General features: G+C 69.8%; 17 protein-coding genes. 10 read left to right on the top strand and 7 right to left on the bottom strand.

Features of this window, described 5'->3' with window-relative positions; translation table 11 throughout:
- Positions 1–129 precede the first annotated feature (129 nt).
- From LRX76_RS16330 to LRX76_RS16315, 4 genes are all read left to right on the top strand, one after another.
- Positions 130–456, top strand: a complete 327-nt coding sequence (locus LRX76_RS16330; protein ID WP_231806690.1) for a hypothetical protein — start codon at positions 130–132, stop codon at positions 454–456.
- A 169-nt stretch (positions 457–625) separates the two neighbouring features.
- Entirely contained in the window at positions 626–2,440 is a 1,815-nt protein-coding gene (locus LRX76_RS16325; protein WP_231806689.1) for an ATP-binding protein, read from the top strand.
- Entirely contained in the window at positions 2,437–2,877 is a 441-nt protein-coding gene (locus LRX76_RS16320) for a response regulator (protein ID WP_231806688.1), read from the top strand. The genes LRX76_RS16325 and LRX76_RS16320 overlap by 4 nt, the downstream gene beginning before the upstream one ends.
- Positions 2,878–2,883: 6 nt before the next feature.
- Positions 2,884–4,407: a hybrid sensor histidine kinase/response regulator gene (locus LRX76_RS16315; protein ID WP_231806687.1), complete on the top strand. Its 1,524-nt coding sequence runs from the start codon at positions 2,884–2,886 to the stop codon at positions 4,405–4,407.
- A 70-nt stretch (positions 4,408–4,477) separates the two neighbouring features.
- Here the strand turns inward: LRX76_RS16315 and LRX76_RS16310 are convergent, their stop codons facing one another.
- A complete protein-coding gene (locus LRX76_RS16310) occupies positions 4,478–5,302 on the bottom strand; it encodes a 20S proteasome subunit A/B (protein WP_231806686.1) in 825 nt (274 codons plus the stop codon).
- Positions 5,303–5,546: 244 nt separating this feature from the next.
- Between LRX76_RS16310 and folK the strand changes: the two genes are divergently transcribed.
- Entirely contained in the window at positions 5,547–6,032 is a 486-nt protein-coding gene (gene folK / locus LRX76_RS16305; RefSeq protein ID WP_231806685.1) for a 2-amino-4-hydroxy-6-hydroxymethyldihydropteridine diphosphokinase, read from the top strand.
- Between the two features lie 58 nt (positions 6,033–6,090).
- Here the strand turns inward: folK and LRX76_RS16300 are convergent, their stop codons facing one another.
- The gene (locus LRX76_RS16300) at positions 6,091–6,828 is read right to left on the bottom strand and encodes a pteridine reductase (protein ID WP_231806684.1); all 738 of its coding nucleotides are present in this window, start codon (positions 6,826–6,828) and stop codon (positions 6,091–6,093) included.
- A gap of 166 nt (positions 6,829–6,994) precedes the next feature.
- On the opposite strand from LRX76_RS16300, the gene LRX76_RS16295 reads away from it, so the two are divergent.
- Together LRX76_RS16295 and LRX76_RS16290 are read left to right on the top strand one after the other, a co-directional pair.
- A complete protein-coding gene (locus LRX76_RS16295; RefSeq protein WP_231806683.1) occupies positions 6,995–8,179 on the top strand; it encodes an SAM-dependent methyltransferase in 1,185 nt (394 codons plus the stop codon).
- On the top strand, positions 8,167–8,589 hold the full coding sequence (locus LRX76_RS16290) for a VanZ family protein (RefSeq protein WP_231806728.1): 423 nt from the start codon (positions 8,167–8,169) through the stop codon (positions 8,587–8,589). Before LRX76_RS16295 ends, LRX76_RS16290 begins: the two co-directional genes overlap by 13 nt.
- Before the next feature lie 16 nt (positions 8,590–8,605).
- Here LRX76_RS16290 and pbp4b read toward each other — a convergent pair whose 3' ends face one another.
- Both pbp4b and LRX76_RS16280 read right to left on the bottom strand, forming a co-directional pair.
- Entirely contained in the window at positions 8,606–9,982 is a 1,377-nt protein-coding gene (pbp4b, locus tag LRX76_RS16285) for a penicillin binding protein PBP4B (protein WP_231806682.1), read from the bottom strand.
- A gap of 110 nt (positions 9,983–10,092) precedes the next feature.
- Positions 10,093–12,153: a hypothetical protein gene (locus tag LRX76_RS16280; RefSeq protein WP_231806681.1), complete on the bottom strand. Its 2,061-nt coding sequence runs from the start codon at positions 12,151–12,153 to the stop codon at positions 10,093–10,095.
- Positions 12,154–12,325: 172 nt separating this feature from the next.
- On the opposite strand from LRX76_RS16280, the gene LRX76_RS16275 reads away from it, so the two are divergent.
- Entirely contained in the window at positions 12,326–13,588 is a 1,263-nt protein-coding gene (locus tag LRX76_RS16275; RefSeq protein WP_231806680.1) for a DUF1343 domain-containing protein, read from the top strand.
- 164 nt (positions 13,589–13,752) lie between these two features.
- Here LRX76_RS16275 and LRX76_RS16270 read toward each other — a convergent pair whose 3' ends face one another.
- The 3 genes from LRX76_RS16270 to LRX76_RS16260 form a co-directional block, all read right to left on the bottom strand.
- Positions 13,753–16,044, bottom strand: coding sequence for a family 20 glycosylhydrolase (locus LRX76_RS16270; RefSeq protein WP_231806679.1), 2,292 nt, complete (start codon positions 16,042–16,044; stop codon positions 13,753–13,755).
- Positions 16,045–16,165: 121 nt separating this feature from the next.
- On the bottom strand, positions 16,166–18,817 hold the full coding sequence (locus tag LRX76_RS16265; RefSeq protein ID WP_231806678.1) for a TonB-dependent receptor: 2,652 nt from the start codon (positions 18,815–18,817) through the stop codon (positions 16,166–16,168).
- Positions 18,818–18,906: 89 nt separating this feature from the next.
- Positions 18,907–19,905, bottom strand: a complete 999-nt coding sequence (locus LRX76_RS16260) for a glucokinase family protein (RefSeq protein WP_231806677.1) — start codon at positions 19,903–19,905, stop codon at positions 18,907–18,909.
- A gap of 731 nt (positions 19,906–20,636) precedes the next feature.
- Here LRX76_RS16260 and LRX76_RS16255 point away from each other — a divergent pair.
- Positions 20,637–23,327: a TonB-dependent receptor gene (locus tag LRX76_RS16255; protein ID WP_231806676.1), complete on the top strand. Its 2,691-nt coding sequence runs from the start codon at positions 20,637–20,639 to the stop codon at positions 23,325–23,327.
- 429 nt (positions 23,328–23,756) lie between these two features.
- Complete coding sequence (locus tag LRX76_RS16250) at positions 23,757–26,048, top strand: alpha-N-acetylglucosaminidase (RefSeq protein ID WP_231806675.1); 2,292 nt, start codon at positions 23,757–23,759, stop codon at positions 26,046–26,048.
- Positions 26,049–26,058 lie beyond the last annotated feature (10 nt).

Here is a 26,058-nt window from a genome sequence, read left to right as displayed (position 1 = left end):
CCCCCCTCCCTCTCGCGGGGGGGGGCGCCCGCCCCCCCGGGGCCCCCCCGCCCCCGACCGACGTACGCTGATCGAACGGCCCGGCAACGACTGCCTTGCCTGACCATGCCAAGGGAAGAAGAAGTGCCCATGAAGCTGTACGCGGAATCAGCCGTGCGTGTCCTGCCCGTCGCCGTGCGCAAGCTTCGGTTCAACGATGGATCCGACGGTCCTGCGCCCGCCACGAACGACGAGGTGGAGGCGGCGATGACGCAGTTGGAAACGGCGCTGTGGCTGCTGCTCGCCGAAAGCCTGGACGAGGCGACTTTCTGGCGCCGCTTCTCGCGCATGCTCGATGCATGCGTGGTCACGTTGCCGGCCGAGGGCGCCGAGCGCGTCTACCGGCATGCAGATTTCCTGCTGGCCCGCGCCGGCCTGCCCGCATGGGCGGTGGCGCAGCAGCGGATGGGCCGCTGATCCCCGCTGCGGCTTATCCCACATTCGACGCATTACCCTTAAGATGTGCCGTCCCTATTCATCGGACGGCATCGAGCGTTGCTCGCCCGTGGCGATGAGCTGAATGCTTCATCTGTAGCATTCAGCATTTGGGTGAGAATAGGCCACGTCAACGCAGATGAGGGGACCCTTGGATTCGAAGCCAGCCACCGATGGCCTGTGGAGCCGGTTGCGCCTGCCCGTGTTGGCGCTGGCGGTCTTCCTGATCGTCGTCGTGCCGTTCCTGCTGCTGCGGCAGATGACGCGGGAAAGCCTGAATGCCTCGGACTGGGTGGCCCACACCCAGGAAGTGAAGGCCGCCGTGCAGCGCATGGCCGCCGACATCCGCGATATCGAAGCCGCTGCCCTGGCGCTGGCACAGGGTGAACGACTCCCCATCCTGACCCAGAGAATGGAGCAGGCCGAGAAGTCGCTGGGCCCGGGGCTGGAGCACATCGCCTGGCTGACCCGCGACAACCCCGGGCAGCAGATCAGGATCGGCCGCCTGCAGGCCACCGTGACCCGGCGCCTGGACCTGGCGCGCGAACTCTCCGCCACTTCCGATTCCGCCCGGGCCCGGGCGTTGACCGTGGAGATGACCACGCGCTACCCGATCCGCGACCTCACCGAGGAGATCCTGGCCCACGAGCAGCAACTGCTGACCGAGCGCACCAAACGTGCCGAGGAACTTCGCGGCTGGGCCGCTGTCCTGGGCTGGCTGGCGATGTTCGTGCAGCTGCTGCTGCTGGGCTGGGTGACCTGGCTGCTGCAACGCCAGATGGGCCAGCGCCTGGATGCCGAGCGACAGTCGCTGCGCGCCAGTGCCCGCGCCACGGCGGTGCTGCAGACGGTGCGCGAGCCCATCGTGCTGCTCGACGGCCAGCAGAACGTGGTGCTGTACAACAACGCCTTCGCCGAACTGTACGGAATGAAGGAGGACGCCGGCGAGATCGATCTGGAGCAGGTCGGCAACGGAGCCTGGAGCGATCCGACGATCCACCAGCGGCTGGCGGACGTGCTGCTGCGCGGCCGCGAACTGTGGGACTTCGAGCACGAGCAGGTCGGCGTGGACGGCGTGCCGCGCACCATGCTGATCAATGCCCGGCGCATGCCCCTGCCCGACAGCGAGGACCAGGTGGTGCTGATGACGGTCAGCGACGTCACCCTGCAGAAGGCCGCGAAGCAGCAGATCGAGCAGCTCAACCGGCAGCTCGAGGGCAAGATCGACCAGATATCGGAGGTCAACCGCGAACTGGAGGCGTTCAGCTACTCGGTCTCGCACGACCTGCGCGCGCCGCTGCGCCACGTGGCCGGTTTCGCCGACAAGCTGGCGCGTCACCTGGCCGACAGCGCCGACGAGAAGGCCACGCACTACCTGCAGGTGATCGGCAGTTCCGCCCAGCGCATGGCCACGCTGATCGACGACCTGCTGGTGTATTCACGCCTGGGCCGCAGTGCGCTGCGCATGCAGGCGGTGGACATGCAGTCGGTGGTGTCCGAGACGCGCGCGGTGCTCGACTCCAACCTGCACGAGGACGCGGAGCAGGGCGGGCACCGCGTGGAATGGCGCATCGCGCCGCTGCCGATCATCGTCGCCGACGAGAACATGATGCGGCAGGTCTGGCTCAACCTGCTGGGCAACGCGGTCAAGTACAGCGCCAAGCGCGACGTGGCCGTGATCGAGGTCGACTACCAGCAGCAGCCCGACGGCAGCCACATGTTCAGCGTGCGCGACAATGGCGCCGGTTTCGACATGACCTATGCCGGCAAGCTGTTCGGCGTGTTCCAGCGCCTGCACAAGGCCAGCGAGTACGTCGGCACCGGCATCGGCCTGGCCAGCGTGCGCCGCGTGCTGACCCGGCACGGCGGCCGCATCTGGGCCGAGGCCGAGCCCGACAAGGGCGCGTGCTTCCACTTCATTCTTCCCTCGGCGCTCGATGCGCCCTCAAACGAGCCGACTGTATGACCGCGATCCGCACCATCCTGCTTGCCGAAGACAGCCCGGCCGATGCCGAGATGGCCGTCGACGCCCTGCGCGAGGCCCGCCTCGCCAATCCCATCGTCCACGTCGAGGACGGCGTGGAGGCGATGGACTACCTGCTGCGCCGCGGCGCCCATGCCGATCGTCCCGAGGGCCTGCCGGCGGTGCTGCTGCTGGACATCAAGATGCCGCGCATGGACGGCCTGGAAGTGCTCACCGAGATCCGCAAGGACGAGACCTTCAAGCGCATGCCGATCGTGATCCTGTCCTCCTCGCGCGAGGAAAGCGACCTGGCGCGCAGCTGGGACCTGGGCGTGAACGCCTACGTGGTCAAGCCGGTGGACATCGACCAGTTCTTCAATGCGGTCAAGACGCTTGGTACGTTCTGGGCCGTGATCAACGAATCGCCAGAGGAAGAGTAAGGCGCGATGCCCAAGAACGGTCCCGACCTAGGCCCGATCCGCGTGCTGCTGGTGGAGGATTCGCCGGAGGACGCGGAGCTGCTGTGCGACCAGTTGCTCGAGTCCGGCCTGAACGCCAGCTTCGAGCGGGTGGAGAACGAGCAGGGCCTGCGCGACGCGCTGGAGCGCTACACCCCGGACATCGTCCTGTCCGACCTGAGCATGCCCGGCTTCTCCGGCCACGACGCGCTGGCGATCGTGCGTGCCGGCAGCACGGCCACGCCGTTCATCTTCGTGTCCGGCACGATGGGCGAGGAGACCGCGGTGGCGGCGCTGCGCGAGGGCGCCAACGACTACATCATCAAGCACAACCCCCGGCGCCTGCCCTCGGCGGTGGCCCGCGCCATCCGCGAGTCCCGCAACGAAGCCGAGCGCCAGCGCGTGGAAGGCGAGCTGATGCGGGCGCAGCGGCTGGAGAGCATGGCGCTGCTGGCCGCCGGCCTGAGCCACGATCTGCGCAACATCCTGCAGCCGCTGCTGATCGTGCCGGACCTGCTCAACGGCCGCACCGACGATCCGCAGCTGCGCCAGCTCGCCAACGTGATCTCCGAGTGCGGCCGCCGCGGCCACGAGATGGCCGAGTCGATGCTGTCGTTCGTGCGCGGCTCGCGCAAGAGCAGCGAACGCATCTCCATCGAGCACCTGTTCCAGGCGGTGCAGATGCTGTTGACCAGCAGCCTGCCGCGCGGGGTCACGCTGAAGCTGGAGCCGGTGGCCCCGGGGCTGGCGATCGAGGCCAACTTCACCGAGCTGCAGCAGTGCCTGCTCAACCTCGGGCTCAACGCCATCCAGGCGATGCCGCGCGGCGGCGAACTGGTGTTCGGCGCCCGCGAGCTTGCCGCCGACGAGGTCAATGGCGCGCGCCTGCAGCTCAGCGTGAGCGACACCGGCATCGGCATGGACGAGAAGACCCTGGCGCGCCTGTTCACGCCGTTCTTCACCACCAAGGCCGACGGCACCGGGCTCGGCCTGAGCTCGTGCAAGCGCATCGTCGAGAACTACGGCGGCAAGATGCTCGTGGAGAGCCATCCCGGGCACGGCACCCGCTTCGACCTGGTGCTGCCGATGAAGGGCGCGGCGCCGGTGGTGGTCGAGGAGAGCGTCGCCTCGCCGTCCGGCAGCGGCCAGCGCCTGCTGGTGATCGACGGGGAGGCCACCCAGCTGTCGCTGCTGGGCAATGCGCTGTCCAGCCAGGGCTACCAGCCGACGCTGGCTGCCGATGGCGCCGCCGCGCTGCGCCACGTGCGCAAGGACGCGCTGCCGGACCTGGTGATCGTGGACAGCGACATCATCCTGCTGTCGGCGGTGAGCCTGCTGTTCAGCCTGTGCGAGCAGGGCTATCGCGGTCCGGCGATCGTGATGGAGGATCCGGCCGCGCCGCTGGAGCGCGAACACTTCCCCGACGAGATCGCGGTCCACATCCTGAGCAAGCCGCTGGAGATGCACCGCGTGTTCCGCGCGGTGGCGCATGCGCTGGAGGTCGTACCGTAGTCGGCCCCGCGCGTGCGACGCGCGGGGTGGGGTTATCAGGGCTTGCGGGCGTCGGGGGCGTTACCCCGGCCTATTGCTGCTGCGAGCTCTGGTCGCCCGGGTCGCGGCGCACCACCCGCGGCGGCAGCGGCGGCAGCCGCGCTTCGCTGTCGCTCTCGGGCAGGGCCGGCTCCCAGGGAAAGCGGGGCAGGGTGCGCACCGCGTTCTCCAGCTTGCGCGACCAGGTGTCGTGGATCTCGGCGTACAGCGGCGTGTCCGCTTCCAGGCGCATGCGCTCGGTCACGCGCAGGTCGTTGGTGCGGATCAGCGCCAGGTCGATCGGCAGGCCGACCGAGAGATTGGAGCGGATGGTCGAGTCCAGCGACACCAGCGCGGTGCGGGCGGCGTCCTCGAGCTTCATCTCCGGGCGCACGATGCGGTCCAGGATCGGCTTGCCGTACTTGGATTCGCCGATCTGCAGATAGGGCGTCTCCGCCGATGCGGAGATCGCGTTGCCGAGCGAATAGACCATGTACAGGCCCGGACGCTCGCCGGCGATCTGCCCGCCCAGGATCAGCGTGGCCTGGGTGTTGACGCCCTGGTGGTGCGAATCGTCGTTGAACCGGGTCTGGCTGGCCACCAGCACCTCGCCGACGTACTCGGCCACCTCGAACAGGTGGCGGAACGAACGCAGGCTGCGCGGCGCCTGCTGTTCGGCGTCGCGGCGCAGCCGCGAGATCGCCAGCTGCGTGGTTCCCAGGTTGCCGGCGGACATGATGGCGAACACCGCCTGGCCGGGATACTCGAAGGTATGCAGCTTGCCGTGCACGCGGACATCGTCCAGCGAGGCGTTGGTGCGGGTGTCTGCGGCGAAGACCAGGCCTTCGTCCACTTCGATGCCGACGCAATAAGTCATGAGGCTGCCGTCTGGAATGCGCCCCGATTCTATGCGCCGCGACCGTGGCTTGGCTAGGCGTGGGCGGCAGAGCCCGCCGTAGGAGCGACTTCAGTCGCGATGGGCTCTACCGGTAGAGCCCGATCGCGACTGAAGTCGCTCCTACGGGTTGCTCCCTTGTGGCTGGACCGGATTTGCGCCTTGGAAGGGCGCTGCGGTGCGCCGTGAAGGTTGACGTTGCCGGCGCCGCATGTCGCAATAACGCATGGTCAACGTGCTTCTCAGCCTGGGCAGCAACCTCCAGCCCCGGCACCACCTCCGGCAGGCCGTGGCGGCGCTGCGGCAGCGCTTCGGCGACGACATCGTGGTATCGCAGGCCTACCGCACGCCGGCGGTGGGGTTCGAGGGCCCGGATTTCCTGAACAACGCAGTGTCGCTGCACACCGACATGGGATTGACCGCGCTCGATTCGTGGCTGCATGCGCTCGAGGATGCGCACGGCCGCGACCGCAGCGGCCCGCGCTTCGCCGACCGCACGCTGGACCTGGACATCGTCTTCTATGGCGACCGCATCGCCGATGGCCCCGGCCACCTGCGCATCCCGCGGCCGGAACTCAGGCATGCCTTCGTGCTGCGGCCGCTGGCGGAGATCGCGCCGGGTTTCGTCGATCCGCTCAGCGGCCGCACGCTGGCCGAGCTGTGGCGCGGGCACCCGGACCATGGGCTGCATTTCGACGCGGTGCCGCTGTAGGTCGAGGCAACGCCCCGGAGCAAGCCCGGATACGCCGCACGTCGGCCGCGTAAGCCACTCATGTCAGCCGGCGCCCCCCGTCCAGCGCGAGGGTGTGGCCGGTGATGTAGCCGGCGTCCTGCAGCAGCCAGCGCACGGCTTCGGCGACTTCCTCGACGGTGCCGATGCGCGCCAGCGGGGTGCGCGCCAGCAGCGCCTGGCAGGCCGCCTCGGGCGGTTCCGGCTGCGGCCACAGGATCGCGCCGGGGGCGATCGCGTTCACCCGCACCTCGGGCGCCAGTTCCAGCGCCATGGCCTGGGTCAGCATGGCCAGTGCGGCCTTGGCGGCGCTGTAGATCGGATAGTCGCGGCGTGGCCGCCCGGCATGCAGGTCGGTCAGGTTGACCACCGCGCCGTTGCGTTCGCGCAGGTGCGGTGCGGCGGCCTGCATCAGGAAGAACGGCGCGCGGGCATTGACCGCGAACAACGCGTCCCATTGCTGCGGCGTGGCCTCGCCGACCGGCGTGGGGAAGAAGTTGGAGGCGTTGTTGACCAGCGCGTCGAGCCGGCCGAACCGGTGCAGGACCTCATCGACCAGGCGCTGCGGCGCGTCGGCCTCGCGCAGGTCGGCGTGCAGCGCCGCCGCGCTGTGCGGCCGCCGCGCGTCGGCCTGTGCGGCCAGCGCGGCCAGCGCGTCGCCGGAACTGAAGCCGTGCATGGCCACGCGGAAGCCGTGCGCATGCAGGTGGGTGCAGATGGCTGCGCCGATGCGGCGCGCGCTGCCGGTGACCAGCACCACGGGAGCGTTGTCGGGCATGGGATGTCTTCTCGATGTGCCTGGATGCATTGTCGGCCAGCCGGCGTCCATGGGAAGTGCCGATCGCACAGGTCGGCGAGGGCCGGGCGCACGCGGGTGTCGCCCGAGCTACCGGCGCGGCCGGCCCAGCGCCTATGCTGTACGTCTTCCCAGCGATCCAGTCCGCATGCCCGCCGATCTGCCCACGCCCGACCACGAAGCCCTTGCCCACAGCGACCGCCTGGCCGCGCACCTGCGAGCGGAGATCGCCGCCGGCCAGGGCGCGATCCCGTTCTCGCGGTTCATGGAGCTGGCGCTGTATGCGCCGGGCCTTGGCTACTACAGCGCCGGCGCCAGCAAGTTCGGCGATGCCGGCGATTTCACCACCGCCCCGGAGATCGGGCCGCTGTTCGCCGCCACCGTGGCCAACGCGGTGGCGCCGGTGCTGCAGCAGCTGGGGCCGCAGGCACGGATGCTGGAGATCGGCGGCGGCAGCGGCGCCTTCGCCGAGACCATGCTCAAGCGGCTGATGGAGCTGGATGCGCTGCCCGGGCGCTACGCCATCCTCGAGCCCAGCGCCGACCTGCGCGATCGCCAGCGCGAGCGGTTGGGGCGTGCGCTGGTGCCGCCGCTGTTCGACCTGGTGGAATGGCTGGACCGGCCGTTCCAGGACGAGTGGGACGGGCTGCTGTTCGCCAACGAGGTGCTCGATGCGCTGCCGACGCCGCGCTTCGCCCTGCGCGAGGGCGAGGTATTCGAGGAAACCGTGGTGGTGGACGGCGAAGGCGGTTTCCGCCGCGGCGAACAGCCGGCCGATGCGCTGCTGGCCGCCGCGGTCCGCCACGTCGAGCGCTACCTGGAACAGCCCTTCGAGGACGGCTACCGCTCCGAGTTGCTGCCGCAACTGCCGTACTGGGTGCAGGCGGTGGCCGGCGGGCTGCGCAACGGCGCGATGCTGTTCGTGGACTACGGCTATCCGCGCCGCGAGTACTACCTGCCGCAGCGCAGCGAGGGGACGATACGCGCGTTCTACCGCCATCGCGTGCACAACGGCCTGTATCGCTGGCCGGGGCTGCAGGACATCACCGCCTCGGTCGACTTCACCGCGCTGGCCGAGGCCGGCACCGGCGCCGGCTTCGACCTGGCCGGCTACTGCACCCAGGCCAGTTTCCTGCTCGGCTGCGGCCTGGACGCGCTGCTGGCCGAGGCCGAGCAGCGCAGCGACGAGGTCGGGCGCATGCGCCTGCGCGAGCAGGTCAAGCGGCTGACGCTGCCGAGCGAGATGGGCGAGCGCTTCCAGGCGATGGGGTTCTCGCGCGGGGTGGATTTCGGCAGCGCGTTCCTGGCCGGCGACCTGACCTGGCGGCTGTGATGGCGGCGCTGCGCCCCCTGCGCCGGCCCGGGCTGTGGCTGGGCCTGTGGATCGCGGCGATCGTCGCGGTGATCGTGGCCTGCCTGACGCCGCCGGCGCCGCTGTCGCTGCCGTCGGGCAGCGACAAGGTCGAGCATTTCCTCGCCTACTTCCTGCTCTCGTGGGGGGCGGTGCAACTGTTCGCCGGGCGCCGCGCGCTGCTGCGGGCCATGCTCGGACTGGTGCTGCTGGGCGTGGCCATCGAGGTCGCGCAGGGGACCTTGACGGCGAACCGTTCGGCCGACGTGCTCGACGCCCTGGCCGATACCGCGGGCGTGCTGGCGGGACTGGCGCTGCTGCCGACGCCGCTGCGCAACTGCCTGCAGTGGGTCGACGGCCGGCTGTTCGGCGGCGGCGCCGGCAGGCGTTGAGCGCGCGCTCCGCGGCCTACTGCTGGGGCGTGCAATGCGGCACGCCGCCGCTGCCGCCGTCGATCGCGGCGTAGACCGCATCGACCACGCTGCCGTAGCGCGCGATCGCGAAGCCGTCGCCGGCGAAGCGGTTGCGGTCGCGGCCGGGATCGACGACCGGGGTGTTCTTCTTGTTGGTCAGCAGCACGATGGCCAGGCGATGCGCGGGATCGGCCAGGGTCAGGGTTCCGGTCCAGCCGGTGTGGCCGTAGGCGCGGGCCGATGCGCAGCGGCCGAACATCCAGCGCAGGCCGTCGCCGCGGTTGAGCCGCCAGCCCAGCCCGTAGCTGGGGTCGGGGCCGGCCGGCGCGGTGAAGCGGGACAGGGTGGCCGCGTCGAAGTAGCGGTGTCCGCCACGTTCGCCGCCGTCGAGCGTCAACTGCACCAGCACCGCCAGTTCCTCGGCATCCGAGAACAGCCCGGCATGCCCGGAGACCTGCCCCATCGCGTAGTAGGCCTTCTCGTCGTGCACCTGGCCGCGCAGCGTATCGCGGCGGATGCCGGGGAAGTCGACGCTGCCGCCGCGGCTGTTGCCCTGCGGCTCGGTGGCGGCGAAGTCCACGCGGGTCAGGCCCTTGCCGGCGGCCAGCGGCGCGAAGCCGGTGCGCTGCAGCCCGAGCGGCCGGTAGAAGGTGTCGTCGAGGTAGCGGTCCAGGCGCTGGCCGGTGATGCGCTCGACGATCATCCCCGCGAGCATGAAGTCGGTGTCGCTGTAGAGGTTGCGGCTGCCGGCGGGATAGTCCAGCGGCAGCTTCGGCAGCAGCGCCTCGGTGCGCGCGCGCTGCTGCGAGAAGCGGGGACCGGCCGTGGCCGGATCGTGGAACGGCACGTCGGCGGCGAAGCCGGCGCTGTGCCGCAGCAGGTCGGCCACGCGTATCCGCGCCCTGCGCGGATCGGCGGCGTCGGCGAACTCGGGCAGGTAGCGCGCCACCGGCGCATCGACGTCCACGCGTCCCTCCCAGGCCAGCCGCTGCAGCGCGAAGACGGTGGCGTACATCTTGGTGTTGGAGGCCAGGTCGAAGATCGTGTCGGCGCGCATCGGCTGTGGCCGGGCCAGGGCGCCATGGGCGTCGTAGCGCTGGGCGTAGCCATAGGCGCGCAGCTTGACCAGGCGCCCGTCGCGCACGATCGCCAGCACCGCGCCGGGGAAGCCGGCGTCGACCTGCGCCTGGATCGAGCGATCGATCGCGTCCAGGCCGGCGGCGGAAAACCCCGCCGCCTGCACGCTGTCCGCGCGCGGCAGCAGCGGCGCGGCAGTGGCCGGGAGCGTGACCAGCAGTGCCAGCAGCAGCGCGACGCGGTGCCGGGCAGCAGGCGCAGCTGGGCCTCGCCGCCGAACCCGTGGCGGTGGCATGGCGCCGGACTTGCCCGGCGGCTTGCGGCTTCGGATGCCTGTGCAGCCGAGCCCCGAAGGGGGATGCAAGCACGAGCTCGGCTCTACGGCACGCGCGCGCGAAGGCGCCATCAGTCGGCGTAGCCGGCCAGGTAGCCGTTCAGGCCCTGGCGGTGCACGATGCGCGCCGCGCCGTCCCAGTCCAGCGCGGTGCCGTGGGCGAGTCCCTCCAGGATCGCCACCACCGCCAGCTCGACCTCGGGCACGCGCTCGGCCTCCGCCATCGCGGCGCGGCGGTCGATCGCCTCGAACAGCACCGCGTTGGCCTCGGCGTAGTCCAGCGCCGGCGTCGCACCGTGGCGGGCCTGCCAAGCGGCGGTGCCGAGCACGCCGTTGACGTGCGACTGGATCAGGTAGGTCGCACGCCCGATCAGCTTGAGGTTGCCCGGCTGCACCGCGGTCATGGTGTTGCCGACCACGCGCCCCAGCTTGGCCATGACGGCGGTGGAGTGGGCGTTGAGCAGCATCTTCAGGGCGATGGCCTGGTCCAGGCCGAAGGCATCGCGCTGCGGTACCTGCACGGCGATCAGCGGCACCGGCCGCGACAGCGTGGACAGCGCCTGCAGCACCGCCGGCGACAGCGGGCCGCTGCCGACCGCGACCACCGCCAGCCCGGCCCCGGCGGCGTCGAAGTCGTGCAGCCACTGCTGCTGCAGCGGGGTCAGGGTGGGCTCGCCGAGCAACACCAGGGTACCGAGGTCGCCGCGCTGCGGGCCGCTGCGCTCGCGGTTGCGCGTCGAGTAGGCCAGGTCGTACAGCGCCTGCTGCTCGGCGCCGGCCGAGGCCAGGCTGCGCAGCGCCGCCTGGCGCAGGTAGGGATCGTCGATGCGCTGCTCGAATGGAGCGCGGTAGCGCTGCGGGTCCAGGCCATGGAACGGCCGCTGCAGCAGCGCCTGCCAGGCCGCCTGCGGATCCTCCAGCGGTGCCCACACCTGGATCCACGAGCGCCGCTGCGGCGCATCCACCGGGTCCAGCGGCGCCAGCCGGAAGGTCGGCGCGCGTTCGGTGACGTCTACGAACACCGGCATCAGCGCGCGCTGCGCCAGATAGGTGGCGTGGTGGCCGCCGGCATAGGCGCGCGCCTCCAGGTCGGTCCAGCTGGCCAGCCGCGGCGCGGCGGCGGCCACGCGGCGCTGGATGTCGGCAAAGCCGCGCAGGCGTTCGGCGATGCCGGTGCCGGGGGCGAAGCCCAGCGCGGCCATCTCGTCGGTCGGCAGCGTCGTGCCGAGCACCTGCGCCACCGCGTCCTCCAGCACCACGCCGAGCACGTACAGGCTGGTGGTGGTGGCCTGCATGCGGGTGGAGCCGGTGATCGCCTGCGGCCCGGTCGGCAGCGCGATCTTGCCGATGCGGGTGTCGTCGAGCACGCGGCGGCTGCGCTCGAACGGCCGCAGCACCGCGTCGGGATTGTTGTAGACGAACCATGTGCGCTGCGCGTGCGCGCCCGGCTGCGCCGCCGCGGCCAGGGCGGTGCCGATCACCGCGGAGGTCTCGCCGCCTTCGGTGACCGCGAACACCACGTCCTGCGGGCCGATGGCGTTGTCCTGCAATTGCAGCTCGCCGATCAGCGGCAGGTCCTCGAAGCCTTCCAGCGAGCTGATCAGGGCACGGTCGCCGCCGGTGATCTCGCCACGCACGCGCTCGCCGGCACCGGGCAGGGCGGCGGCGATGCGCGGCCACGCCGGCGAGGCCGCCGCGCGCTGCCAGAAAGGCCGCCACAGCCCGCTTTCCAGGGTCTCGGCCAGGCGCCCGGTGGAGCCGGTGCCGTAGAAGTAGATGCGGTGGCCGCCGCGCAGCGCGGCCTGCACCGACGCCGAGGCCCGCTCCAGCGTGGCCAGGCGTGCAGGATCGTCGGCGACCTGCCGCAGCGCCAGGGCCACATCCTCGTCCACCGACAGCAGCTGCGCCAGCGCGGCGGTGGTGTCGCCGGCGGCGACCCGGCTGAGGTCCCAGGTACGCGGGTGCCGCTGCTCGGTCAGCAGCGTGTGCAGCTGGAACTGGCCCTTGCTGGCCAGGTAGTCCTGCGATTGCGCGGACGGAGGCACGCCCAGCCGCGAATCGGCGGCGGCGGGCAGGGAGATGGACGACAGGCAGAGGCAGAGCAGCATCGCGGCGGACTTCATGGAGGGCATGGGCTCGGGTTCGCGTCTTTGGACAAGGCTCGGGCGGGTGCGTGTCTGGGCGGTGCAGCGGCGGCCCCCGGCGCCGGTGTCTGCCCCTGTGGTATATAGAGCGAAGACAACGATGTCAAACCTTCTCCTGCGCAGTTCCGGCGCGTGCCGGCAGCGCGCTTCGAGGTCCGCCATGCCGCTCCGCCCAACGCTACTTCGTCCGCTGTTCGCCTTGCTCGCGCTGTCGCCGTTGGCCGCTGCGTCCGTTCCCGTCGCCACGGCAGCCGTTCCCTGCGACTGCGCCGCCGTCGCGCCGCGGCTGGGCATCGAGGTGCTGCTGCGCGAACGGCCGGAACTGCTGCGCGGCAAGCGCGTGGGCCTGATCACCAACATGACCGGCGCCGACTCCGCGCTGCGCAGCGACGTCGACCTGCTGGCACGGCGGCCGGACTTCGAACTGGTGGCACTGTTCGGTCCCGAGCACGGCGTGCGCGGCGACGTGCAGGCCGGCGAGCACGTGGATTCCTCGCGCGATCCTGCCACCGGGTTGCCGGTGTACAGCCTGTACGGACAGACCCGCGAGCCGACGCCGGCGATGCTCGATGGCGTGGACGTGCTGGTGTTCGACATCCAGGATGTGGGCGCGCGTTTCTACACCTATCCCTACACCCTGGCCGGGGCGATGCGCGCGGCCAGGCGCGCCGGCATTCCGATCGTGGTGCTGGACCGGCCCGAGCCGCTGGGCGGCGAGCGCGTTGAAGGGCCTGTGCTGGAGCCTGGGTTCGCCTCGTTCGTCGGCATGTTCCCGATCCCGTTGCGCCACGGCATGACCATCGGCGAGCTGGCGCGGCTGTTCAACGACGCCTTCGGCATCGGCGCGCAGCTGCAGGTGGTGCCGATGCAGGGCTGGCGTCGCGGCGAGCAGCCGCTGCGCTCGACCCTGCCGTGGATTCCGCCGTCGCCGAACATGCCCACGCCGGACACCGCGCTGGTGTATCCGGGGACCGGCCTGTTCGAAGGCACCAACCTGTCCGAGGGGCGCGGCACCACCCGCCCGTTCGAGATCGTCGGCGCGCCGTTCGTCGATGCGCAGGTGCTGGCGACGCGCATGAACGCACTAGGGCTGCCGGGCGTGCGCTTCCGTCCCATCGCCTTCACCCCGACCTTCTCCAAGCATGCCGGCGTGCCCTGCGGAGGGGTGCAGATCCATGTCGTGGACCGCAATGCCTTCCTGCCGGTGCGTACCGGACTGGCGCTGCTGAAGACGCTGCACGACCTGTATCCCGGGCAGTTCCGCTTCCTGCCCGGCGAGCCGCCGTTCTTCGACAAGCTGGCCGGCAATGCCTGGATCCGCGAGTCGATCGAGCGCGGCGAACCGCTGGCGGCGATCGAGGCGCGCTGGCAGGCGGACCTGGGGCGCTTCGAGGAACTGCGGCGACGCTACCTGCTGTACTGAGGGCGGTTCGGCGTGCCGGCTCCTGGCGTGCCTCCTCCTGGCGTGTCGCCCCCGTAGGAGCGACTTCAGTCGCGAAGGGCCTTGCCGGTGAAGCCTCATCGCGATTGAAGTCGCTCCTACAGGGCCCCCCGCAGTGGCGATCCGCGTGGCCTGGCCAAGCTCGCTCAGCGCGGCAGCAGCTCGACCCGGTCCAGTGCCCAGATCGCCGGACGGGTGTCGCCGCTGAAGCGGATGCACAGATCCTGGCGGCCGTCGGTCGCGGCCAGCGGCGCCTGTACCTGGATCGTGCCATCGGCCGGCGTCGCCGCCGGCATCGGTACGCTGGCGACCACCGGGCCGTCGCAGCCGCCGGCGCGGATGTCCAGTTCGCCGTTGGCGCTGGCGGCGGGCAGGAAGCGCCGCCGCTTTTCTTCCTCCGGGCTCAGGCGGAAGGTGTAGGGCAGGCGTGCGGCATGCACGCGCACCGCACCGATGCCGGCGGTCGGCGCGTTCTTCCACAGCCAGCACGGCGTCATGATGTCCACGTTGAACAGCGGGCGCCTGCCATCGGTGCCGGCGCTGCCCGCCAGGCGCAGCGCCGGGCCGTTGGCCGCCGGGCATTCGTCCATCGCGGCCTCCTCGCGGCGCAGCAGGCTGGCCGGGTCCAGCGCGAACGCGGCCACCGGGCCCAGCGCGCGGCCGTCATGGAACGTGGCCGCACGCAGTTGCGCCGGCAACCGCAGCTGCAGCGGGCCGGTATAGCGGGGCGAAGCGGAGGATGGCGCGCCGCCGTCGAGGCTGTAGCGGATCTCGTAGTCCAGCGGCGTATCCAGGCGCACGCGTGCGGTGCCCGCGGCGTCGCCCGGCTCTGCGTCGGCCAGCACCTCGAACGGGGTCTGCGCATAGGCGATGCCGAGCCGGCGGTAGCGCTGCAGCTGTGCCGGCAGGCGCTGCAGGAAGCCGGCGTAGTCCTTGCGCGCGCGTGGGCTCCAGCCGGTCTCGGCCATCGCCGCCAGGCGCGGGAAGGTGTTGTGCTGGATGGTGGCGAAGGTGGCGCTGTCGCCGGTCCACATGTTGGCCTGCAGGCCGAGGATGTGGTGGTGCTGCGCGGCCGGCAGCTGCTCGGGCACCGGCTCGAACGCGTAGAACCGGTCCAGCGGGATCAATGCCAGGCGCCCGTGCGGTTCGTTGGGCGAGCGCGTCTGCAGGTAGTCCAGGTACAGGCTGCGGGTGGGCGACATCACCACGTCGTGGCCCAGGCGCGCGGCCTCGACGCCGCCTTCCACGCCGCGCCAGGACATCACCGCCGCGCGCGGCGGCAGGCCGCCGTCGAGGATCTCGTCCCAGCCGATCAGGCGCTTGCCGCGCCTGTCGAGCGAGGCCTGCATGCGTCCCATGAAGTAGCTCTGCAGCTGGTCGGCATCGCCCAGCCCGAGTTCGCGCATGCGCGCCTGCACCCGCGCCGATGCGTTCCACTGCTCCTTGATGGCTTCGTCGCCGCCGACGTGCACGTAGGCGCCGGGGAACAGGTCGGCGACCTCGCCCAGCACCGTGTCCAGGAAACGGAAGGTGGATTCCTCCACGTTGAACAGGTTGGCGTGGATGCCGCGCTCGTTGGAGACGGGCATGGCGCGGCCGGTGACGCCGAGTTCCGGATAGGCGGCGATCGCCGCGGTGGCATGGCCGGGCACGTCGATCTCCGGGACCACGGTGATCTGGCGCTCGGCAGCGTAGCGCACGATGTGGCGTACCTGCTCCTGGCTGTAGAAGCCGCAGTAGGGGACGCCATCGCCGTCGGTCTGCGCGCGGCAGCCGCCGACCTGCGCCAGCTTCGGATAAGCCTTGATCTCCAGGCGCCAGCCCTGGTCGTCGGTCAGGTGCCAGTGGAACACGTTGAGCTTGTGGATGGCCATGGCATCGAGCAGGCGCTCGATCTGCTCGACGCTCTCGAAATGGCGCGCGGAATCGAGCATGTAGCCGCGCCAGGCGAAGCGCGGGGCATCGTCGATGCGCAGCGCGGGGATCCGCACCGTGCCTTCGCCCTCGCCGGCGGTGGCGAGCTGCCACAGCGTCACTGCGCCGTAGAACAGCCCGCGTGCGTGCGGTGCGCCGATGCGGATGCCGCGTGCGGACACGTCCAGCCGGTAGGCCTCCTGCGACGCATCGGCGGCGAAGCCGCGCGGATCGACCTCGATCGTGATGTCCGCGCCCGCTACGGTACCGCGCGCGAGCGTCGGCCCACCGGTGCGTTGCAGCATCCGCACGAGATAGTCCGCGGCCGCATCGGCGCCTTCGCCGCGTGACTGCAGCGTGGTGCCGTCGCGCAGCTGGAACTGGCCCTGGCCCGGCTGCAGCGATGCCGGCACCGGGATCAGCGGCGGCGGGGCGGCGGCGATGGCCGGTCCTGCCAGGCCGATGGCCAGAACGAGCAGGGCACCTATGGCGCGGCGGGAGGCGTACGGGAGGGGGCGGGACATGGCTACCTCGGGAGGAGTGGGTGGGTGCCGACGTTGCTGCCGCCACCCTGGCGTGCCGCGGCGGTCGCGCCGGACCGCCGTCCCCGCCTGCGGCGGGGGGAACGGCGGACCCGTGCATGGCTCAGAAGCTGATGTGCAGGTTGAGGTAGTACTGCCGGCCGTTCTCGTAGAACGCGTAGGGCAGCGAGTTGCCGTCCATCTTGGTGTAGTACTTGTAGACCGGGTTGTTGAGGTTCAGTCCGTCCAGCGACAGGCTGAAGCGGTCGTTGAAGCGGTAGTTGACCGTCGCCGACAGGGTGCCGAAGTCGTCTTGGTAGAACGGATACGAGCGCCGCGGGCCGAAGTAGAACGACGAGCGCCATGTGTAGCTGACGCGGGCACTGATCCTGTCGCGCTCGAAGTAGCCGGACAGGTTGTAGGTGCTCTTCGAGGTGCCCAGCACCGGGCCGCCGCCGTCGGTCTCGCCGTCGGCGTAGGTGTAGTTGGCGCTGACGCCGAAGCTCTCGCCCAGCGGCTGCTCGTAGGTCAGCTCCAGGCCCTTGACCTTGGCGTCGATGTTGTCCGGTGTGGACATCAGGTAGGTGGCGTAGACGTCGCTGCCGGCCGCGGTGCTGGCGGTCTGGTCCTTGTAGACCACCGAGCGCGTCTGCGGGGCGATGAAGTCCTTCAGGTCCATGTAGTAGACGCTGGCTGCGAGCAGGCCGCGCGGCATGAAGTACCACTCCAGCGCCAGGTCGGCATTGCTGGAGATGATCGGCTTGAGGTTCGGGTTGCCACCGCTGCCGGTATGGGTGAGGTCGGTCAGCGACACGTAGCCGGCCAGGTCGGAGTAGTCCGGGCGGGTCATGGTGCGCGAGGCGGAGAAGCGCCCGACCAGCCCCTCGCTGAGTTCGTACTTGAAGTTCAGGCTGGGCAGGAAGCGGCCGTAGTTGTTGTCCACCGTCACCGGGACATAGCCGTCGGGCGTGGACTGGTTGTAGCGGTTGCTGCCGGCGGTATGCACGTAGCGCACGCCGAGGTTGCCGCTCCAGCGCTCGCCGGCGAAGTTGGCCTGCACGTAGGCGGCGCTGTTGCGTTCCTTCACCCGGTAGGCGCCCTGCCAGTAGCCGCGGGTGGCCGGGTCGCGGTCGGCCAGGGCATCGTTGATCGCCGCCAGCTGCGCCTCGGAGTAGTACCAGATGTCGCTCGGGTAGCTGCCGCCGATGGTGCCGGCGAAATCGCCCGGATAGGACAGGCCGGTGGCCGGGAAGGCATAGCCGGCCAGCGCCCCGGACAGCAACGTCTGGTTGATGCCGCCGCTGTTCTCGCGCACGTGTTCGGCGTAGCGCACGCCAAAGTCCAGCGTGGACAGCAGGCCGCTGTCGAAGTAGAGCTCGGCATCGCTGGAGAACCAGTCCTCCTTGTCCTGCGCGTTCGAGCCCTGGATGCCGAATATCGATGCATAGCTGTTCAGCGCGCTGTCCAGCGTACCGGCATCGCCCAGGGTCCAGTCGATCGGGGTGGTGGTGCCGCCCAGCGCCCAGCTCGCGCCGGCGTTGCCCGCCACCGCCAGTTCCAGCGTGTCCTGGCGCGGGGTCTTGCCGCTGCCGCGGGTGGTGCCGGCCTGGAACTTGACACCCAGGCGCTCGCTTGCCTGCCAGTCGGCGTCCAGGGCGATGTACTTGGACTCGGATTCGGAGATGCGCGCGATCTGGTCGTAGACCGCGTATGGGGTCAGCGTCGCCGCGGCGTCGGCCGCGTAGCTGGCGCCGGTGATCACGCCGTTGTCGGTGGTGTAGGACTGCGGCAGCCGGTTCGGCACGAACTGGCCGGACCAGAGCATGAAGTTGCGGTTGTAGTTGTTCGCCTCGAGCTTGGAATAGAAGCCGTTGAGGCCCAGGGTCAGGTTGTCGGTCGGCTTGTACTGGATGTCGAACGAACCGCCCTTGCGTTCGCGTTTCTGCGTGAACAGGGTCGAGCCGATCAGGTTGGGATAGTAGAGTCCGGCCAGTTCCGGGTTGGCGGTCGCGGCGGCGGAGGTGGGCGCGATCTGGCTGTAGCCGCCGACCACTTCCTGGCCGTCGCGGCGCAGGCTGCGGTTCTCTACGAAGGTCTGCACCAGCACGCCGAAGTCGTTGCTCGCGTTCTTCCAGTTCAGCAGCGTGCTGAACTGTGGTTCGGTCTTGCCGGGCAGGTCGGAGTACACCCCGCCGAGCGTGGCCTCGCCGGTGAAATCCTTGGCGAAGTCCAGCGGCTTGCGGGTGAGGATGTTGATGGTGCCGGCGGCGCCGCCTTCCACCAGCTTGGCCTGCGAGCCCTTGTTGACCACCACCTGGTCGACGATCTCGGCCGGGAACAGCGCGTAGCTGACGCTGCGGCCGACATTGCCGCTCTGGTTGGAGACCAGCCAGTCGCCGGTGCCGACCAGGTGGCCGTTGACCAGGGTCTGGGTGAGGCTGGCACCGGTGCCGCGCAGGCTCACCCGCTCGCTCTCGTCGAAGCCGCCCTCGCTGCCGCTGGAGGCGCTGACGTTGACGCCGGCCACCCGCTGCAGGGTGTCGGCGACGTTCTTGGCCGGCAGCTTGCCGATGTCCTCGGCGCTGACCACCTCCACGTGCGCGGCGGCCTCGCGCTTGCTGTCCAGCGATTTCTGCACGCTGCCGCGGATGCCGGTGACCTGCACCGTGTCCAGCTCGGTCGGGTCGGGGCTGCCGGCGGCGGCCTGCTGCGCCTGTGCGCCGAACGATAGGCAGGTGAGGATCGCCGCGGATAGCAGGGTCTTGCGGTGGTTCATGATGTCTCTCCTCATCACTTGTGGGTGTCGGCGAATCGCCGCCGTCGTGTGTGGTGCCGGGAAGGGCGGAGCCGCCCGGGGAATGCTGGCTATTGCTGCGCTGGCGTTGCTGCTTGCGTTCTGCCGATGAACCAGCTGGCCGCGCCGAGCACGCCCAGTTGCCCGTGCTCGACCAGCTTCACGGGGATGCGTTCCAGCGCCTCGCGCATCGGCCCCTTGTCGAGGAAGCGCGGCACGAAGCGGCTGCCGATGAGGAAGTCGCGGATCTGCGGCAGGATGCCGCCGGCCAGGTGGATGCCGCCCTGGATGCCGTAGAGCAGCGCCATGTCGCCGACGGTGCTGCCCAGCAGGCCGCAGAACACCTCCAGGCTCTCGACGGCGAGCGGGTCGCTGCCGGCCAGCGCGGCGGCGGTGATGTCGCCGGGCGCCGCGTGCAGCGGCACGGTGCCGCGGATCGCGCACAGCGCCCGGTACAGGTTCATCAGGCCCGGGCCGGAGAGCGCGTGCTCGACGCTGACGTGGCTGCGTTCGCGCAGCATGTGCCGCACCAGCGCCATTTCCAGTTCGGTATTGCTGGCCAGCGCCGCCTGGCCGGCTTCGGTGGGCAGCACCACCGGGCCGTGCTCGGTGGGTATCCACACCGCCGCGCCCAGGCCGGTGCCCGGGCCGAGCACCAGCATCGGGCCCGGCGGACGGTGCGCGGGGCCGGCGAGCTGCAGCATCTCGCTGGCGTCCACGTAGGCGGTGGCATGGGCGACGGCCTCGAAGTCGTTGACCAGGTGCACCGACGCCAGTTCCAGGTCCTGGCGGATGCGGGGCAGCGACAGCGGCCAGGGCAGGTTGGTGGTGATCACGCTGCCGTCGGCCAGCGGGAAGCCGGCGCTGGCGATCACGCAGTCGCGCACCGCCGGCCCGCTGCTGCGGAAGTCCTCGAGAATGCTCGAAAGAGAGGGGAAATCCGCACAGCGGTACTTGCGGTAGTCCAGCACCGAAACCGGACGGGCGCGGTCGCCGCTGGCCTGGACGCGGCCGACGCGCACGTGGGTCCCGCCGACGTCGGCGGCCAGGAACGGTGCCGGTGCCCTCATGGCCGACTGCTGGATATCGGGGACGGTTGCTGCCACATGCCTGCCCTCATTCAGTGCGGTCCCGGCGCACGTTGCCGGTCACGTGGGGCGAGTTTGAACATGAGCTGACAACGATGTCAACAGATATGTCATGAAGTTGTATTACCCGCGGTGTAGGCCCTTGCCATTGCCAGAGACGCCCGCGAACGGTGGCGGAGGTAGGTAAAGCACGGGCCCGTCGAGTGCATTGGCGCACCCTCGGGCCGGCGGCGGAGCGGGGCGTCCGCCGGGCCGAAACGGAATTGGTTGGACGCGGAGATTGGTATCTCATTGATACGATGACAACGATGTTCGCGATGCGCTGCAGCACGCGACGTGTCGGCATTGATTTGTCATGTCAAGCAATTGATTTTCAATGAATTATTCGGCGCGTGCGACACGCGACACCGCCGCCGCGGCGATGTCCATCGGCCAAATCTTCATAAGCCGTTGACAGGATCTTTCTAAGACCATAAGAATCGAGCCGTGCGATTGGTATGTATCCAATTGCGCGGTTCGATCGGCGATATCCCGGCTGCCATGACCTGGCGGGCGGGTACTTGCGAAGGGAGCGGCAGGCCGGCGCGGACACGCCGGCAGATCCAGGCGACGCACGGCTACGGCCGGGCGCGGAGCGGGATCGGTGCCGGCCTGCGTCCGATCGGCCGTTTGTGCGTGCCCGGGTCCTCCAGCCATCACTCCAGGATAGCCACATGAACGCCTCCCCTTGTCGCAGTTCCCGCACCCTGCTGGCCGCCTCGATCGCGGCGGTCGTCGCCGTCTCGGCGCCGCGTCCGGCGCTGGCCCAGCAGGCCGCCGCCGCGTCCACCGACGAGAAGATCTCCCAGCTCGACGCGGTCACCGTCACCAGTACCTACCAGCAGAGCCTGATCACGGCGCTGGACAAGAAGCGCGACGACATCCGCGTTTCCGACGGCGTCTCCTCCGAGGACATCGGCAAGTTCCCGGCCGAGAACATCGCCGAGGCGATCCAGCGCATTCCCGGCGTGCAGATCTCCAGCATCAACGGCCGCGGCTCGACCATCAGCGTGCGCGGGCTCGGGCCGCAGTACGCCATGACCACCATCAACGGCCAGACCTTCAAGAGCGCCGACTTCACCGACGGCTTCCGCTACGACATCATCCAGCCCGAGCTCGCCGCCGGCATCCAGGTGATCAAGTCTCCGACCGCCGACATGGACGCCGGCGGCCTGTCGGGCACGGTCAACATCGACACGGTCAAGCCGCTGGACTACAAGCAGCGCAAGCTGATCGTGTCCGCCACCGGGCAGTACTCCGACTCGGTCGACGGCGGCAATCCGACCGGCAAGGCGGTGGCCAGCTACATCGACCAGTTCGACTTCGGCGACGGACGGGTGGGGGTGTTCCTCAATGCCGGCTGGCAGAAGCTGGAGGATCGCGCCGACTACTTCTGGATCGACCGCTGGGGCACCGGCAGCTACGACGGCGAATCGGTGGTGATGCCCACCCGCACCCGCTACCGCCGCATCGACCGCGAGACCGAGCGCAGGATGCTCAATGGCGCGCTGCAGTGGCAGCCCAGCGACGAGCTGGAGATGGGCCTGACCTGGATCTACTCCAAGGACGAGACCAGGAACGACATCAAGCAGCAGGTGTTCCTGCTCAGCTCGGGCACGCAGACCGTGCAGGCGGCCGACAACGGCTATGCCACCCGCGTGCTGGCCGAGGACTACACGATGGAGAGCAATCGCCAGCTGGAGAACCACGACTGGGTCTCGGAGATGGTGAGCTACGACTTCAAGTGGACGCCGGGCGACTGGACCGTGACCGGCGCGCTCAACCACGCCCTGGGCAAGACCCGCGAGGACGAGACCGCGGCGATCCTGGGAGTGACCGTGGATTCGAGCGTGCTCGACATCTCCAACCCGTCCAGTCCCGCCTTCAGCGTCTCCAACGACCTGACCGATGCCGGCTGGTACGACCCGTACACGATGACGCGCAACGAGTACCCCAACGGCGCGATCAAGCACCTGCGCAACCAGGAGGATTCGGTCCAGCTCGACGCCGAGCGCTGGCTGGGCTGGGGCTGGCTGAGTTCGGTCAAGTTCGGCGGCAAGTACCGCCGCGAGACCCTGGACCGCAAGATCTGGCGCCGCGACCGCTACGTCATCGGCGACGCCGATCCGGCCGACCTGCCGCTGATGTCCGAGTACGGCACGGTGGAGAACAACTTCCTCGGCGGCCTGTACTCGATCCAGCATTCCTTCATCATCCCCAACCTCGCCGCCTACCAGGCCGCGCTGGAAGCCGAGGGCACGGGCATCCCGGTGGTGTTCGCGCCGCAGAGCAGCTACTCGATCGACAACGACATCTACTCGGCCTACGCGCTGGCCAAGATCGACACCGAGATCGGCTCGATGCCGCTGCGCGGCAACATCGGCATGCGCTACGAGAACACCAAGCGCACCACCGACACCTGGCTGACCACGCCCGACGAGGTGAACGAGGAGGCCAACAACATCGTCGGCACCGCCACCTCCGTCTACCGCTACAACAACTGGCTGCCCAGCGCCAACTTCGTGCTGGAGATGCGTCCGGACCTGCTGCTGCGGCTGTCGGCGGCCAAGGTGCTGGTGCGCCCGATCCTGACCAGCAGCACCGCCATCGCCACCACCGAGCAAAGCGGCCTGCTGACCGACGGCCGCACGCTGAATTCGGTGAGCGTGGGCTCGGTCGACCTCAAGGCGATGACCGCCGACCAGGCCGACCTGGGCGTGGAGTGGTACTACGACGGCGGTGGCCTGTCGCTGTCCGGATTCTGGAAGGCGATCAAGAACGGCACCTACAACCAGAACATCTGCCCCGGCAGCTACGGCGGCGTGTCGCTGGGCATCAACGCGGCCAACGAGTGCGTGGGCGCCGACGGCGATGTCTACGAGATCACCAAGACCTTCAACAGCGACCAGACCAACTACCTCAAGGGCTACGAGCTGTCCTGGACGCAGACGCTGGACGCGTGGCTGCCGGTCGACGGCTTCGGCCTCACCGCCAACTTCACCCGCGTCATTCCCGACTACAACGACGACTTCGTCATCAGCAACCTTTCCGAGAAGACCTGGAACGTGACCGGCTTCTGGGAGAACCGGCTGTTCAGCGCACGGCTGTCGGCGACCCATCGCAGCGAGTACTACCAGACCAGCGCGGACAGCTTCTTCGCCTATGCCGGGCACATGATGAAGGCGCGCACCCAGCTCGACGCGCTGCTGGGCTACAAGGCCAGCGACCGGCTGAGCTTCTCGCTGGGCGTGGTCAACATCACCGACCAGAAGGAGAAGGCCTACTACCAGGCCAGCGACGTGTGGCAGATGACCGGCGTGACCGGGCGCAGCTACTACCTGACGGCGAAGTGGGAGATCCTCTGATGGCGCCGGTGCTGTTGGAAGCAACGGCAACAGCCAAGGTTTCCGCTCCTGCGGGGCGGGTTGCCTTTCCCTGCTCGTGCAAACAAAGGTAACCAGGGAAGCAGGCCCCGGCTTGCGCCTCCTCGCTCGGCGCCGCGGGTCCGTGGAGGCGGCGGGGATTGGCGGCCGGGGCCTGTCCGCCGCGCGGCCACGTCCGGGGCGGTCGCCTCGCGGCGCCGGCCCGCTCGCCGGGGCGAAGCAATGTGTCGCCTTTTCCGGTTCGTCCACTCCAGCCGCGAACGCCGCGCATCCATGCGCGCCGCACTTCGGGTCTTTCTCGCCGCCTCCACTGCTGCGGACGGGTACCCGGAAAAGCAAGAGCACCGGCAAGATCACCAGCAGCAGCCAAGGACGTCCGGTCAAGGGCGACATATTCCAGGAGTACATGAGTTGAGCGCACGGGGTTTCATGCGGCGTCCCGCATTCGTCGTACTAACGCTGCTTGCCGGCCTTGGCGTGGCCGCGGCCGCGAACGCCGGCGATCCCGCCCACACGGTGCTCGAACGCAGCCTCGGCGCGGAGGCCGCTGCGCGCATCACCCTCACCCGGAAACCGCAGGACGGGACGCCGTGGTATCGCATCGAGGCGCAGGGGAAGCGGCTGGAGGTGCAGGGCTCGGACCCGGTGGCGATGGTGCATGGCGCCTACGCCTACCTGAATTCGATCGGCGCGGCCTCGATCAGCTGGGAGGGCGACCGGGTTGCGCTGCCGGCCCGCTTCGAGGCCTTCGCCGGCGGGAAGGTCGCCACCCCGTTCGCCCACCGTGTCTATCTCAACACCTGCACCTACGGCTACACCACCCCGTTCTGGGACTGGCCGCGCTGGGAACGCGAGATCGACTGGATGGCGCTGCACGGCATCGACATGCCGCTGGCGATGGAGGGCCAGGAGGCGATCTGGCAGCAGCTGTGGCGCGAGTTCGGCGTGGCCGATGCGGACCTGGGCGACTACTTCTCCGGCCCGGCGTTCACCCCGTGGCAGCGCATGGGCAACATCGAGGGCTATCGCGCGCCGCTGCCGCAGCAGTGGATCGACAGCAAGCGGCAGCTGCAGCAGAAGATCCTGGCGCGCATGCGCGAACTGGACATGAAGCCGGTACTGCCGGCCTTCGCCGGCTACGTGCCCAAGGCCTTCGCGCAGGCGCACCCGCAGGCGCGGATCTATCGCATGCGCGCCTGGGAGGGCTTCCACGAGACCTACTGGATGGACCCGGCCGATCCGCTGTTCGCGCGCATCGCCGGCCGCTTCATCGAGCTGTACACCCAGGCCTACGGCGAAGGCGAGTTCTACCTGGCCGACGCCTTCAACGAGATGCTGCCGCCGGTGGCCGACGACGGCAGCGACGTGGCCGCGGCCAAGTACGGCGACAGCACCGCCAATACCGACGCGGCCAAGGCGAAGGCGGTGCCCGCGGCGCAGCGCGATGCGCGGCTGGCGCAGTACGGCGAGGCGATCTACCGCTCCATCGCCCAGGCCAGCCCGAAGGCGACCTGGGTGATGCAGGGCTGGCTGTTCGGTGCCGACCGCGAGTTCTGGCAGCCCGAAGCGATCGCCGCGTTCCTGAGCCGGGTGCCGGATGAGCGGCTGATGGTGCTGGACATCGGCAACGACCGCTACCCGGGCACCTGGAAGGCCTCGCAGGCGTTCGACGGCAAGCAGTGGATCTACGGCTACGTGCACAACTATGGCGGCAGCAATCCGCTGTACGGCGATTTCGCGTTCTACCGGCAGGACCTGCAGGCGCTGCTGGCCGATCCGCAGCACGGCAACCTGGCCGGCTTCGGCGTATTCCCGGAAGGGCTGCACAACAACTCGGTGGTCTACGAGTATCTCTACGGCCTGGCCTGGGGCGGCACCGCGCAGCCGTGGGAACAGTGGATCGCGCAGTACACCCGCGCGCGCTACGGCCATGCCTCGCCGGCGCTGCTGGCGGCGTGGAAGGACCTGGAGGCGTCGATCTACGGCACCCGCTACTGGTCGCCGCGCTGGTGGGACCGCAAGGCCGGCGCCTACCTGCTGTTCAAGCGCCCGACCACGGCCGTCGTCGCCTTCGACGACAAGCCCGGCGATCCGCCGCGCCTGCGCCGCGCCATCGACGCGCTGCTGGCGCAGGCCGGCCAGTACCGCGACGCGCCGCTGTATCGCCACGACCTGGTCGAGTACGCGCGGCACTACCTGACCCTGCAGGCCGACGAGCTGCTGCAGCAGGCGGTGCGCGCCTACCAGGGCGGCGACCTTGCGGCCGGCGACCGCCTGGCCGGCAAGCTCGCCGACCTGGCCACCGGCCTGGATGCGCTGCTCGGCGGCCAGCAGGAGACGCTGGCCGACTGGACCGGCGCGGCGGCCGGGTATTCGGACGATCCGGCGCTGCGCCGCTACTACCTCGCCGATGCCCGCGCCCAGGTCAGCGTATGGGGCGGCGACGGCAACCTGGCCGACTACGCCTCCAAGGCCTGGCAGGGCATGTATGCCGGGTTCTACCTGCCGCGCTGGCAGCGCTTCTTCGCCGCACTGCGGCAGGCGCAGGCGTCAGGGCAGGCGTTCGACCAGGCCGCGTTCGATGCCGGCAGCGTGCGCTGGGAGCGCGCCTGGGCCGAGCGCGAGGAGATCCCGCAGCGGCAGCCTCCAGCCGACGCGGTGGCTTCGATCCGGCGCTTGCTGGAGCGGCTGGACCGCGAGTGAGGCGGTGCTT

It is taken from the genome of Stenotrophomonas sp. MMGLT7 (genome assembly GCF_021168555.1).
Lineage (GTDB): Bacteria > Pseudomonadota > Gammaproteobacteria > Xanthomonadales > Xanthomonadaceae > MMGLT7.
The sequence above is the reverse complement of the archived record's forward strand: the minus strand, read 5'-3'. Positions and strand labels throughout refer to the sequence as shown.